Source organism: Shewanella xiamenensis (genome assembly GCF_014647135.1).
In the GTDB taxonomy this organism is placed as follows: domain Bacteria; phylum Pseudomonadota; class Gammaproteobacteria; order Enterobacterales; family Shewanellaceae; genus Shewanella; species Shewanella xiamenensis.
In genome coordinates, this window is sequence record NZ_BMOP01000009.1 from 64,557 (window position 1) to 77,879 (window position 13,323).

At 48.9% G+C, this 13,323-nt stretch carries 12 protein-coding genes, 1 pseudogene and 1 other annotated feature; of the genes and pseudogenes, 6 read left to right on the plus strand and 7 right to left on the minus strand.

Going from position 1 to position 13,323, the window contains the following annotated elements; translation table 11 throughout:
- Positions 1-84: 84 nt before the first annotated feature.
- From trpA to IEY09_RS10165, 6 genes and pseudogenes are all read right to left on the minus strand, one after another.
- The gene (gene trpA / locus IEY09_RS10140; RefSeq protein WP_144375805.1) at positions 85-921 is read right to left on the minus strand and encodes a tryptophan synthase subunit alpha; all 837 of its coding nucleotides are present in this window, start codon (positions 919-921) and stop codon (positions 85-87) included.
- Between the two features lie 5 nt (positions 922-926).
- Positions 927-2,066 (minus strand): annotated as a pseudogene (trpB, locus tag IEY09_RS10145) (tryptophan synthase subunit beta).
- Positions 2,067-2,174: 108 nt separating this feature from the next.
- Positions 2,175-3,584, minus strand: coding sequence for a bifunctional indole-3-glycerol-phosphate synthase TrpC/phosphoribosylanthranilate isomerase TrpF (gene trpCF, locus IEY09_RS10150; protein WP_229777848.1), 1,410 nt, complete (start codon positions 3,582-3,584; stop codon positions 2,175-2,177).
- Between the two features lie 77 nt (positions 3,585-3,661).
- Positions 3,662-4,705 carry an anthranilate phosphoribosyltransferase gene (trpD, locus tag IEY09_RS10155; RefSeq protein ID WP_188870942.1) on the minus strand — a complete coding sequence of 348 codons (1,044 nt, stop codon included), beginning with the start codon at positions 4,703-4,705 and terminating at the stop codon, positions 3,662-3,664.
- Positions 4,705-5,313, minus strand: coding sequence for an aminodeoxychorismate/anthranilate synthase component II (locus IEY09_RS10160; protein WP_172591083.1), 609 nt, complete (start codon positions 5,311-5,313; stop codon positions 4,705-4,707). Before IEY09_RS10160 ends, trpD begins: the two co-directional genes overlap by 1 nt.
- Before the next feature lies 1 nt (position 5,314).
- Positions 5,315-7,015 (minus strand): anthranilate synthase component 1, encoded by a 1,701-nt coding sequence (locus tag IEY09_RS10165; protein WP_188870944.1) that lies wholly within the window; start codon positions 7,013-7,015, stop codon positions 5,315-5,317.
- Positions 7,016-7,066: 51 nt separating this feature from the next.
- Positions 7,067-7,174: a sequence feature (Trp leader region), on the minus strand.
- Between the two features lie 210 nt (positions 7,175-7,384).
- Between IEY09_RS10165 and rnm the strand changes: the two genes are divergently transcribed.
- From rnm to IEY09_RS10195, 6 genes are all read left to right on the plus strand, one after another.
- Positions 7,385-8,245: an RNase RNM gene (gene rnm / locus IEY09_RS10170; RefSeq protein ID WP_037420012.1), complete on the plus strand. Its 861-nt coding sequence runs from the start codon at positions 7,385-7,387 to the stop codon at positions 8,243-8,245.
- A complete protein-coding gene (locus IEY09_RS10175) occupies positions 8,242-8,862 on the plus strand; it encodes an L-threonylcarbamoyladenylate synthase (protein ID WP_037420004.1) in 621 nt (206 codons plus the stop codon). Before rnm ends, IEY09_RS10175 begins: the two co-directional genes overlap by 4 nt.
- Before the next feature lie 197 nt (positions 8,863-9,059).
- The gene (locus IEY09_RS10180) at positions 9,060-9,848 is read left to right on the plus strand and encodes a segregation and condensation protein A (RefSeq protein ID WP_037420001.1); all 789 of its coding nucleotides are present in this window, start codon (positions 9,060-9,062) and stop codon (positions 9,846-9,848) included.
- 3 nt (positions 9,849-9,851) lie between these two features.
- Positions 9,852-10,448 (plus strand): SMC-Scp complex subunit ScpB, encoded by a 597-nt coding sequence (gene scpB / locus IEY09_RS10185; protein WP_011622248.1) that lies wholly within the window; start codon positions 9,852-9,854, stop codon positions 10,446-10,448.
- Entirely contained in the window at positions 10,441-11,316 is an 876-nt protein-coding gene (gene rluB, locus IEY09_RS10190; protein ID WP_037419997.1) for a 23S rRNA pseudouridine(2605) synthase RluB, read from the plus strand. The genes scpB and rluB overlap by 8 nt, the downstream gene beginning before the upstream one ends.
- 102 nt (positions 11,317-11,418) lie before the next feature.
- Positions 11,419-12,381 carry an exo-alpha-sialidase gene (locus tag IEY09_RS10195; protein WP_188870946.1) on the plus strand — a complete coding sequence of 321 codons (963 nt, stop codon included), beginning with the start codon at positions 11,419-11,421 and terminating at the stop codon, positions 12,379-12,381.
- Between the two features lie 64 nt (positions 12,382-12,445).
- Here the strand turns inward: IEY09_RS10195 and IEY09_RS10200 are convergent, their stop codons facing one another.
- A complete protein-coding gene (locus tag IEY09_RS10200; RefSeq protein ID WP_037428600.1) occupies positions 12,446-13,183 on the minus strand; it encodes a YciK family oxidoreductase in 738 nt (245 codons plus the stop codon).
- Positions 13,184-13,323 lie beyond the last annotated feature (140 nt).

The window sequence follows — 13,323 nt, forward strand, 5'->3', positions numbered from 1 at the left end:
GTTGTTACTGCTATGGGGAATATATAAAAAAGGGCCAACTCTGCTGATTTGGCCCTAAATCGGAATGTTATTCAGATGAATAGATTAGGTTGCTGCTTTCATTGCGCGGGTAAAATCGCCTAATGCTGCTAGTAGTTTCACTTCATCCTGTTGATAGGTTTCGATAATTTTAACTACGGCTGAGCCAGAAATCGCACCCGCGGCGCCTGCTTGAATGGCGGCGCTCACTTGAGCAGGCTCTGCAATCCCAAAGCCTAATAGCGGTGGCGGCGCATTAAATGCTTGCAGCTTAGCTAAAATGTCTTCAACGGGCGTACCAGCCTTAGTATCTGTGCCTGTTACACCGGCGCGGGACAATAGATAGGTATAGCCTTCACCACTTTGGCTGACCTTCGCAAGGGTGTCACTGTCGGCATTGGGCGGCGCAATAAAAATTGGCGCAATGCCATGGGCTTTGGCCGCTTGAATAAATGGTGCAGCTTCTTCAACTGGCACATCGGCAATTAACACTGAATCCACGCCCGCTTGCTGCGCTTTGGCATAAAAAGCATCTATGCCATTGGCGAATACGAGGTTCGCATACAGCAATAACCCAATTGGAAGTTCAGGGTATTTAGCGCGGATCTTGGCCAGCAATTCAAAGCAGGCTGTTGGTGTTGTACCCGCGGCTAAGGCTCTGAGATTTGCGCCTTGGATCACTGGGCCATCGGCGAGCGGATCGGAGAAAGGAAAGCCTAACTCCAGCGCATCGGCACCGTTTTGCACTAAGGTGTCGATAATTTTCATTGACAGCTCAGGGCTTGGGTCGCCTAAGGTGACAAAGGGCACAAAGGCGCCGCGGCCTTCGGTTTTTAAACGGCTAAAAGCGGCGTGATAACGGCCGGCTTGATGAGGGATAGTTTGGTTTGAAATGCTGCTCATCTTAGTTATTCCTCTTTACCGTTTAAAATGTCTGACACAGTGAAAATATCCTTATCGCCTCGGCCTGAGAGGTTGACAACCAAAATGGTCTCTTTGGTGCACTCTTTCGCCAGACGCATTGCATAGGCTAGGGCGTGGGCCGATTCGAGCGCCGGAATAATCCCTTCGCTGCGAGCCAGTAATTGGAAGGCTTCTAGGGCTTCATCATCGGTGGCCGATTCATAGCGGGCACGGCCGATGGCGTTCAAATGGGCATGCTGTGGGCCGACCGAGGGAAAGTCTAATCCTGCTGAAATCGAGTAAGACTCTTCAATTTGGCCTTCGTTGTCCTGCATCAATGGGGCTTTCATACCAAAGAAAATCCCGGTTTTACCATGTTTTAGCGGCGCGCCGTGCATATGGGTATCAATACCTTTACCCGCAGGCTCGACGCCAATCAGCTCAACATTGGCTTCATCAATAAAGTCGGCAAACATCCCGATAGCATTGGAGCCGCCGCCGACACAGGCGATGACCGCATCGGGCAGGCGACCTTCGCGCTCAAGTATTTGTTTTTTGGTTTCTTCACCAATAATACGTTGGAATTCACGCACTATGGTCGGGAACGGATGTGGTCCAGCAGCTGTGCCGAGCAGATAGTGGGCTTAGGTGGCAGAACCAGAGGTTACAGGGATAACCTCGGCGCCCATCAGCCGCATTCTAAATACGTTGGGTGATTGGCGGGCAACGTCTTTCGCGCCCATATACACTTTGCATTTTAATCCCAGCAGTGCACAGGCAAGGGCGGTGGCAACACCGTGTTGGCCTGCGCCGGTTTCGGCAATGATTTCTTTTTTACCCATACGCTTAGCCAGTAACGCTTGGCCTAATACCTGGTTGGTTTTATGGGCGCCGCCGTGGAGTAAATCTTCCCGCTTGAGGTAGATTTTAACCATGGGATTGGGGCTTAAATTTCGGGTTAAGGTGAGCGCCGTGGGGCGACCCGCGTAGTTTTTCAGTAAGTCGGTAAACTCGGCTTGGAAGGACTCATCGGTTTGTGCGTCGACAAAAGCACTCTCAAGTTGCTTGAGGGCGGGGACTAAAATCTGCGGTACATACATACCACCGTATTCGCCGAAATAAGGGTTAAGCTTTAACTGTGACATACCTTGTTCCTTATCCTATTTATTTGTTTCGATGGCGGTTTAGGTTAACGCCATCGAGTTTCAATTCTTGCTAGCCTGTGCTTTGCACAGTTTTTTATAAAAGTGGGTCTAGAGTCGTAATTGACTAAATGCCGCTTGGATCTTCTCTGCCGACTTAATACCAGGGGCGGTTTCGAGGCCAGAGTTAAAATCTAAACCGTAAAACCCTTGAGTATTGGCACGGGCAGCATTGTCCGCATTGAGGCCACCCGCGAGCATGGCCTCGGCTTTATGGACAATAGGTAATTGCCAATCAAAGGCTTGCCCAGTACCACCAAAACCTGTGTCATTCTTGCTATCGAAGAGATAACGCTGCACACCTCTTGGCATAGCAGCAAGTTCGCTGCTTTGGGCATCAACACTGATCGCCTTCCAAATTTGGGTGTTCAGTCCTGCCTGTTGTAACAATTGGCTTAGCTCAGTAATGTCTAACTCGGTTTCATTGCCGTGCAGTTGCACTGCGGCTAAATCACATGCTTTGGCGATACTTGCGATTAGCTCTGGCTCGCTGTTAACGAACACCCCTATAAACTCAATGGCGGGCAAGTTGGCGGCACGGTATTGCTCGACTAACTGTTTAGCGGCATCTTTTGTGAGTGCTCGTGGTGATTTTTCAGCAAAAATGAGTCCAGCATAAACTGCGCCCGCAGTGGCTGCTGCTTGAATATCCTCAAGTCGGGTGAGACCGCAGACTTTATTGTGACCGAAGATCAATTTACGACAGGCTAAATCAATGTCTTCTTCGGCCATAATCGAGCTACCGACCAAGAAGCCATCGACCAATGGACTTAAGCGGCGCACTTGATCGTTAGTGTAAATGCCCGATTCGCTGATCACCACGCGATCGCTGCCGATGTGTGGCGCAAGGGCTTCTGTAGTGGCTAAATCGGTACTTAAATCTCGCAAGTTACGGTTATTTATGCCAATAATTGGTGCATTTAAGGCGATGGCTCGTCTTAGTTCTTCCTCATTACTGACTTCGGTCAATACATCGAGTTGATACTTGGCCGCTTCGCTGGCAAGTTGCTGATATCGCTTATCATCGAGCACAGAAAGCATCAGTAGAATCGCATCGGCGCCCTGATGTGCGGCCAACTTGATTTGATATTCATCAACAAAAAAGTCTTTACACAGAATCGGTTGGCTCACTTTGGCCCGCACTTTCGGGATATAGCCCATGTCCCCTTGGAAAAATTGCTCATCGGTTAAGACCGAAATCCCCGCAGCATACTTGGCATAAATCGAGGCGATGGCTTCGACATCAAAGTCTCTACGGATTAAGCCTTTGGATGGACTGGCTTTTTTGCACTCTAAAATATAACCCGCCTTCGGGGCTTTTAAGGCGGCAAATAGACTACGGTCCGAGATTTTTGGGGTTAAGCTGTCTTCAGGAAAACGCAACTTAAGGGCGGCGATATGGGCGGCCTTAGTATCGACGATACGGGTTAAAACGTTGGCTTTTGCGGTACTGGTTTGCATGCTACCCCTTACATCCTGCGATGCTTGATTATCTTCCGAGCGATGCGCGTCGGGTTGTTGAACCTGTGCCATGGTCATTATTCCTGTGCTTCGCTGCTGACTTTAGCGAGTTGATTCAGTAATTCAAAGGCTTTGCCGCTTTTAATGGTATTGAGCGCAAGGGTGGTGCCAGCTTTGACTGAGTCCGATAGGCCACACAGATATAAGGCACAACCGGCATTGATGGCAACCGCATGGGTGTGGGCGTCGCTGCCTTGTCCTTGCAAAATAGATTGAGTGATTTGGGCGTTTTGTGCAGGCTCTCCGCCTTCAAGCTCGCTAATTTGGGCTTGAGGCACGCCAAAATCCGCAGGCGTTAGTTGATACTCAATAATCTCACCGTCTTTGAGTTCGGCGACCTGCGTGCTGCCATGGAGCGCCACTTCATCTAAACCACTGCCGTGTACCACCATGGCTCTTTGCGTGCCGAGGGCTTGCAGTACGCGGGCGATGGGCGTCACCAGTTCAGGGCTATAGACCCCAAGCAACATAAATTCTGGGCGCGCTGGGTTAATTAATGGCCCTAACACATTGAATAAGGTGCGAGTTTTCAGCGCTTGGCGCACGGGCACCGCATGTTTGACACCGCCATGGTAGTGGGGCGCAAACAGGAAACACAGGTTGAGTGATTCTAAGCAACGGCTCGCCAGCTCGGGTGACATGGTTAAATCGATGCCAAATTGGGCGAGTAAATCCGAAGAGCCCGATTTGCTCGAGACCGAGCGATTACCGTGTTTTGCAACCTTGGCACCAGCAGCGGCGGCGACAAAGGCTGCTGTGGTGGAAATATTGATGGTATTAAAACCATCGCCACCGGTGCCAACGATATCGATAATCCCTTCAGTCCGCTTAGATGCGGGATAAGGGAAAGGCTTTGCCGCAGCGCGCATCGCATCGGCGGCGCCACTGATTTCGGCAATGGTTTCGCCGCGAATTTTAAGCGCCATTAACATGCCCGCCATCACGGCTTCATTCATTTCACCTTGGATAAGGGTGCTAAAGAGGCTGGCGGTTTGCTCGCGCGTTAATGCCTTACCCTGAAACAAGATATCGAGCAGGGGCTGAATCGATGTTGCGCTCATTATTGGGCTCCTGCGGTATTGTGGGCGATGTCTTGAGTCAAAAAGCGTAGGGTTTGGGTTAACAAGGTGCTGCCCAAGGTCGTTAAGATGGATTCTGGATGAAACTGAAAACCGACCGCCCTGTGCTCAGCATGCAAAATCGCCATTGGCATATCATCGGTAGTGGCAATAACATCAAGACAATCAGGTACTTTTGTGGCGACTAAGCTGTGGTAGCGGGCGACAGGTAAGGGCGAAGGTAAGTTAGCAAACACGCCTTCACCATTATGGAAGGTGGGGCTGGCTTTACCATGAACCACAAAAGGCGCGCGCTCTACTTTACCGCCGTAATATTCCACCATGGCTTGATGGCCTAAGCAGATCCCCAGCATAGGCACTTTGCCCGCGACTTTGTCGATCAGCGCCATCATGGAGCCCGCTTCATGGGGCGCACCTGGGCCTGGCGATAAGACTAAGGCGCTAGGCTCGGTTTCCGCTAATAGCTTGTCGGCAATATAGTCGGCGGCAACATCATTACGGTAGATCACTACTTCACAGCCAAGGCTTCTAAATTGGTCGACTAAGTTGTAGGTGAAGGAGTCAAAGTTATCGAGTAAATAGAGTTTCATCTTAGGCTCCTTTTCTTGGTTGTTCAGTCGTAGTGGTCGCAGTTGCTTGATGGCTTTCATCCAAGCCTGCGCCCATTTTGATGGCTGAAATCACTGCCTGCGCCTTTTGGCGGGTTTCATCGGCTTCACTTTGAGGATCTGAGTCAAATACCACGCCAGCACCCGCTTGGATATGAGCAACACCGTCTTTCACAAAGGCGGAGCGGATAACGATACAGGTGTCCATATCTCCAAGGGCGTTGAGGTAACCCACTGCACCACCATAGCTACCTCGGCGGGTCTTTTCTGCCTGACGCACTAATTGCGAGGCTCGTACTTTGGGCGCGCCAACTAAAGTGCCCATGTTCATACAGGCTTGGTAGGCGTGGAGCGCATCTAAGTCTCGACGTAATTGGCCAGTAACGCGGCTGACTAAGTGCATTACGTGGGAATAACGGTCGACTTTAAGTAACTCGGCCACTTTACGACTGCCACTTTGGCTGATTCGAGCGATATCATTACGGGCTAAATCAACCAACATTAAGTGCTCGGAGAGCTCTTTTTTATCTAAGCGCAATTCGAGTTCGATACGGCTATCGAGGTCGAAATCAATCTCGCCGCTGGCGGTTTTGCCGCGCTTACGGGTGCCTGCAATCGGGTAGACTTCGACCTGATTATTGCTGGAATCAAATTTCAGCGCGCTCTCTGGCGAGGCACCAAACAGGGTAAAGTCATGTCCCCTGAAATAAAACATATAGGGGCTGGGGTTGGTTAATCGCAGCGCGCGGTAAGCCCCTAAAGTATTTGGGCAGGGCAGGCTAAAACTGCGTGAGGGCACCACTTGGAAGATATCGCCAGCAATAATGTGTTCTTTTAAATCGATAACGGTTTGCTTGAAGTCCTCATCACTAACATTCACTTGCTCCGTGGCCGTTATGCCAACGAGGGCGGGCGCAGGCGTTGCACTCTTTGCTAGGGCTTCACATTGGGCGCGGATATTCTCTGCTCGCTCGGCTAAGGCTTGGGTCACCTCGGAATGTTGTTCTGTGCCGTCACTGAAGTTGTGGGTGATAATTTCTGCTTGTTTTTGTTTGTGATCGATAAGAATTAAAGTTTCGGCGAGATAAAATAAATAATCAGGACAATCATTTGCACCATTTGGCGCTTCAGGCAGTGGCTCGACGGTATCAATCAAATCGTAGGAGAGAACGCCACCTAAAAATAAGTCTTCGAATGCCGGTGTCTGACCACAGTCGATATGCTTTACAAACAAGCGCAAACCATCGAGTGGCGAGGTGGATTTTAAGCGCGCATCTTCATCCTTAAGCTCAGTGTCCTTTTGCAGCGTGACCACTAAGTTGTGACCATCGTGTTGGCATTGAGTTTGGCTTGAACGAGCAGTAAAAAATTGCTCGATGGGGGCGAGTAAACTGGCTCCATTGTCACTCAGTGCGCTAAAGCGTAAACGATAGCCGTCGCAGCGGATCATCAGCGCCGCATGGGTCATCACCATGCTCTTAAGATTTTCCTTGCTGTCGATTTCTGCCGATTCTAACAACATGGTATGGGGCGCATCTTGGGTGATGTGCTGGTATAGACGCAGTGGGTCGCTATGGTATGCCAGCGTTGCCTTGAGCGTATGTGAACGTGCGAATGTGTGTTGAGACGAGGCAAAATGCGCGCCATCAACTTGGGTAACCTGATTAAATGTCTTTAGGGTCATGCTTATCTCGCTTTTTATCCGTTTACCGCGTTGCAGACATTTTTCGCACCAACAAAAAAGCCCGCATTTCTGCGGGCTTTTTTGTTGATTCTGTTACTTTCAAATGAGCACAGAGCTTCACACCACCCGCTACGTTGGGAAGTGCCACCACCAAATGATGTTGAAAGAAGCGTTAATCTGAGTCATTCAAAAGGGTCTCAATAATTCGTTAGTTGAGCTATAGAAAACATGAGCCTGAGGCGAAAGTCAATTGAATATTTTTCAAAATGATGGACTCATGTGGCTAACTCACTGTGTCAAATGCGGTTCCTGCTGGATAAAGTGTGAGATAAATGCACATTTCATCTTAAATTAACGTACAATAACGGCATGAATACTCAAAGCATCTTGGCTGACTTGCACAGCCACACGACCGCATCTGACGGTCATCTCACGCCGTCCGAGCTGGTCGCCAGAGCCCTTGAAAAGGGCGTGCAGTTATTTGCGATAACGGATCACGATACGGTTGCAGGCTTAAGTGAAGCCCGCGCCTTCAATCAAGCGCAGACCGAACCGTTAAAGCTGATTTCTGGGGTTGAGATTTCAACCCGCTGGAATAGTTACGATATTCACATTGTGGCGCTCAACTTCGATGAAACCCACACAGAGTTATTAACGTTTTTAGAAAACCAGCGTGAGTTACGTGAGCTTCGCGCCGAAGAAATCGGCCATCGATTGGCTAAAGCCGGGATCGAAGGCGCCTATGAAGGCGCAAAAGCAATTGCGGCAGGCGCAGCGTTAAGCCGTGGTCACTATGCTCGTTGGCTTGCCGATCACGGTTATGCGGTGGATATGCCCAGTGTATTTAAGCGTTACTTAGCCCGTGGTAAGACGGGTTATGTGCCCAATAATTGGGGCGATATGGCCAGCGCAATTAAGGTGATCCACAACGCGGGCGGGCTCGCGGTATTGGCCCATCCTAGTGGTTATAAGCTGTCTGCCAAGTGGTTAAAGCGTTTAGTGCGAGAATTTAAAGAAGCTGGTGGGGATGCCATGGAAGTGGTGCTCGGCCAGCAAACGGTGGATGATAGGGCCAATTTAGTGGCGCTGAGTGTCCAAAATCAGTTGCTTGCATCGATAGGAAGTGATTTTCACTTTCCAAGCAATTGGATTGAATTAGGTAAAAATCTCTACCAGCCTCAAGGTATTGATTGGGTCTGGCAGTCGGGATCTTGGGTGGAACGACCATGAGTCAATTTTTTTATGTACACGAAGTAAATCCACAGACACGTTTGATTAGTCAAGCCGTGGCTGTGCTGAAGTCCGGCGGCGTAATTGTGTATCCAACCGATTCGGGTTATGCCCTCGGTTGCATGATCGGTGAGAAAGACGCAATGACGCGCATTACTCGCATTCGTCAAATCGAGCATGATCATAATTTCTCGTTAATGTGCCGCGACTTATCTGAATTAGCGACCTACGCCAAGGTGGATAATCAGGCCTATCGCATCCTAAAAAGTTGCACGCCAGGGCCGTACACTTTCATTTTTAAGGCGAGTAAGGAAGTCCCCCGTCGTCTGCAAAATGACAAGAAAAAGACCATTGGTATCCGCGTGCCAGACAATGTGATTGCCTTAGCACTGCTCGAGGCGTTAGATGCGCCGTTGATGTCGACCAGTTTGGTGATGCCAAACGCAGAATTTGCCGAGTCGGACCCTGAACATATTCGCGACCTGTTAGAGCATCAAGTGGATGTGATTATTCATGGTGGTTATTTAGGTGAAAAGCCAACCACTGTCATCGATATGTCGGAAGATGGGTTCGAAGTCCTGCGTGAAGGTGCTGGGGATGTGACTCCGTTTCTGTAAAATCAGGTTTGTCTCAGCGATAGTGTGTGGCAGCGTATGTTAGCCCGATAAAACCATCATTTGGCAGTTTTATCGCCACTAAATTACGGGTATAATCGCGCGTTTGCGAAGAAGCGAGTCAACTCGACTTAATGAGGCTGATACTGTTTGCTTGGGAATGACGGTTTCAAGGTGATTGTTTTACATGGGGATAGCGGATGCAGGGCACGCAACAAAGTTTACCCTTAGCCGTTGTTCGTGGTCAGGCGATGACCGAAATGCCGCAGGATTTGTTTATTCCACCTGAGGCGTTGGAAGTGTTCTTGGAGTCCTTTGAAGGGCCGCTAGACTTACTTTTGTATCTGATCCGTAAGCAAAAATTAGATGTTGTCGATTTACCCATTTCTCAGATCACCGCGCAATATTTAGAATATATCGCGATGCTCACTCAGGCGCGTATTGAACTGGCCTCGGATTATTTAGTCATGGCGGCTACACTGGCCGAGATTAAATCCCGTCTGCTGCTGCCGCGTATGGTGGCGGAAGATGAGGTGGAAGAAGATCCACGGGCCCAGTTGATCCGTCAATTGAAGGCCTATGAGGTAATCAAGGAAGCCTCGCAAAAAATTGATGATTTACCTCGGCTTGAACGCGATGTGTTTCAAGCAATCGCGGCACCTTCACCGAATATCAAACCTTTGGTGATTCCGCCTGATGTATCGTTATTTGAAATCGCCCGCGCCTTTGGCGAGGTGCTTAAACGTATCGATGCCAATGAAGATCATCATGTTAAGCGTGAACAGTTATCGACCCGCGAGCGCATGAGCCAAATTTTAGCCATGCTTAATAGCGAGACGTTTACGCCCTTTGAGCGTTTATTTAGTGTCGAAGAAGGCCGCGCCGGTGTGGTGGTGACCTTTTTAGCGCTAATGGAATTGGTCAAAGAATTATTAGTGGAATTGTACCAAACAGAGCCGTTTTCAACTATTTATGTAAAGGCCTATTAATTGATGCAGATAAATCCAATTCAATTAAAACAGCTTATTGAAGCGAGTCTGTTTGTATTGGGGAAACCCTTGTCGGTGAAAATGTTGAAAGAAACCGTGTTGGCGGATTTCAGCGTTTCCAGAGACAAAATCAAAGCCGCATTGGAAGAGCTGCAGCAAGATTATCAGGAACGGGGTGTTCAACTTGTGAAAGTGGCTGGAGGTTATCGCTTCCAGACCTTGGAAGTCCTGAGCCCGTTTTTGCAGCCCCTGTGGCAGGAAAAAGCACCCAAGTATTCGCGGGCAACATTAGAGACGCTGGCGGTGATCGCCTATCGTCAACCTGTGACCCGTGGCGATATTGAACAGGTGCGTGGTGTGGCCATTAGTAGCCACATCATCAAAAGTTTGTCAGATAGACATTGGATTAAAGTCGTTGGCCATAAAGAAGTCCCGGGGCGACCCGCACTCTACGCCACGACCTTAGAATTTTTAGCCTATTTTGGCTTAGATACCCTCGCGGATTTACCCGCGCTTACGGATACTGAGTCATTGCAGGCGGTATTTTCGGGTTTGAAAGTAACGCCTGAACAGTCAGAAGAGCAAGATACTAATGAGTGAAAAATTGCAGAAAGTCTTGGCCCGTGCAGGCCATGGCTCCCGTCGTGAGATGGAGGCATGGATTGCTGCAGGCCGAGTTAGTATTGATGGCGTGATTGCCAATCTTGGCGATCGTATCGAAGCTGATGCAAAAGTACGTATCGATGGTCGAGCCATATCGCTCAAGTCCGCCGATGATGTGATTTGCCGCGTGCTGGCCTATCACAAACCCGAAGGTGAGATTTGTAGCCGTAAAGACCCTGAAGGTCGTCCAACCGTGTTTGACCGCTTGCCTAAAGTGCGTGATTCGCGCTGGGTTGCGGTAGGCCGTCTGGATATCAACACTTCAGGCCTATTGCTGTTTACCTCTGATGGTGAATTGGCAAACCGTTTGATGCATCCCTCTAACGAAGTTGAACGCGAATACGCGGTTCGTACCTTTGGTGAAGTGCCAGAGGCTGCGGTACAACGTCTGCGTACCGGCGTGATGTTAGAAGACGGTATGGCGCAGTTTGATGCCATTAAAGCCGCGGGTGGTGAGGGTATGAACCAATGGTGGCACGTGTGTTTACGTGAAGGCCGTAACCGTGAAGTGCGCCGTTTATGGGAATCCCAAGAGGTGCAAGTTAGCCGTCTTATCCGTGTGCGCTATGGTATGGTGGAATTACCTAAATCCTTACCCCGTGGTGGTTGGATTGAATTGCCCATTGAGCAAGTTAACTACCTGCGCCAATTAGCGGGTCTTGAACCTGAAACTCGCACTATGCTGGCTGCAGATAAACACAGTGTGGCCCGTGCGCAGGTGAAGAGTGCCAAAATTCGTCGCGCTGTACGTAAGCATAAAGTCACCTCAACGGGTAAACCGAAGCCAACGCGTCAACGTAGTTAATCGGTTTATGTTACCCAGTTAAAAGGCCGCTTGCGGCCTTTTTTGCTTTCTGTAGCCTATGGTTATGCTATAACAAGCCTAAAGATGACGAGGAGATGAACCATGGAATTAATATCGGTCAAGCGAATTTGGGCGCAAGGTGAGCATAATGCTTTTACCGATCTGGTGTTATACCAAGGGGCATTATTTTGTGTATTTCGAGAAGGCTCAGCTCACGTATCTCCTGATGGCGCTTTACGTATTCTTTGCTCCCATGATGCCGGGGAAAATTGGCAAAGTGTGGCGCTGCTGACTTCGGCTCATGCTGATTTACGGGATGGCAAATTAATTGAATTTCGAGGTGAGTTGTTGCTATTGGGTGGTGGTACTCAGCACGATAAATCAGGTTTACAATCCTATCTTTGGCGCTCAAAGGATGGCGTAAATTGGTCCGAGCCGCAGGCGGTAGCTGATAAAGGTTACTGGTTATGGCGTTTAACTGAGTATCAAGATGCACTTTATGGCGTCGGGTATCGAGCGGGGCCTGATGGAGACACTCGCCTGTATAAAAGTAATGATGGTATCGAATTTACGCCTTGGATGCCTGTTTTTAATGACCAAGGTTATGTAAATGAAAGTTCGCTTGTATTTCACCAAGGGAGTTGTTTTTGTTTATTAAGGCGCGATCCCGTGTGGAGTGATGAGTTTTTAGCTTTACTGGGTCACAGCTTGCCACCTTTCAAGCAATGGACTTGGCAAACACTCGATAAACGCATCGGTGGGCCAGTGCTGTTTGTCTATCAATCCCGTTTGATGGCGGTTGTACGTCTTTATGAAGGGAACATTCGCACTGCACTTATTGAAATAAATCAAGATACGGGCGCTATTCATGAGAGGCTCACGTTACCTTCGCAGGGCGATACTAGTTATGCTGGCATTGTTCTGAAAGGTGATCATCTTTGGGTGAGTTATTATTCAAGTCACGAGCAGGTATCGGTTCCCGATAATATTCAAGTCCAAAGTGATAACTTGCAAGAGAAGTCTAAAACAATGATTTACTTTGCTAAAATTAGACTCAGCGACTGAGTAAAAGTAAAGGGAACCATTCGGTTCCCTTTACTTTTATACCACAGCGTTTAGTGAGCCTTACTTACTGGGCATTGAATTGCTGACCGTTAATATCGCTAGAGTCCTGTCCCATTAAATACAAGTAAGTCGGCATGATTTCTTCGGCCGTTTTTAAATCGAATGGATTTTCGGCAGGGTATGCTTTAGCACGCATTTCGGTGCGCGTTGCGCCTGGGTTAATGCTGTTCACGCGGACTGAAGTGCCATCACATTCGTGGGCGAGTACCTGCATCATGCCTTCGGTGGCAAATTTCGAGAAGGCATAGGGCCCCCAGTAGGCGCGGCCCTGACGACCAACACTGCTGGAGGTGAAAATAATCGAGGCACTTGGTGCTTGGCGTAGCACTGGCAGTAATGCCTTGGTTAGCATCACTTGTGCGGTGACATTGACTTTAAGTACATCTTCAAGTGAAGGAATATCGATGTGTTCAAACGGACCTAGGGCGCCGAGTAAACTGGCATTATGCAGTAAACCATCTAAATGGCCGAACTGTTCGCTGATCGTGTCGGCCATATCACGGTAGTTTTGTTCGGTCGCACCTTTTAAATCCAGTGGCACAATGGCTGGCATCGGATAACCCGCTTGCTCGATAACATCGTAAACGGCTTCGAGTTTTTTAACGGTTTTACCGAGTAAAATCACCGTGGCGCCATGCTTGGCAAATTCGATAGCCGCCGCGCGACCAATGCCTGCTCCTGCACCAGTGACTAAAATAGTTTTACCTTTAAGTAAATCTTTTGCTGCTTGATATTCCAACATGAGCCTTTTATTCCTCTTGGCGAAAATGCCCGCCACTTCTAGAGTCGCTGAACTGCTAAACGCATGTTTCAAACAAATGAATGAAACTTTGTTATAAATAGCTAAAATCTTTGTGACAAACTTGTGGCTAACTCAATATT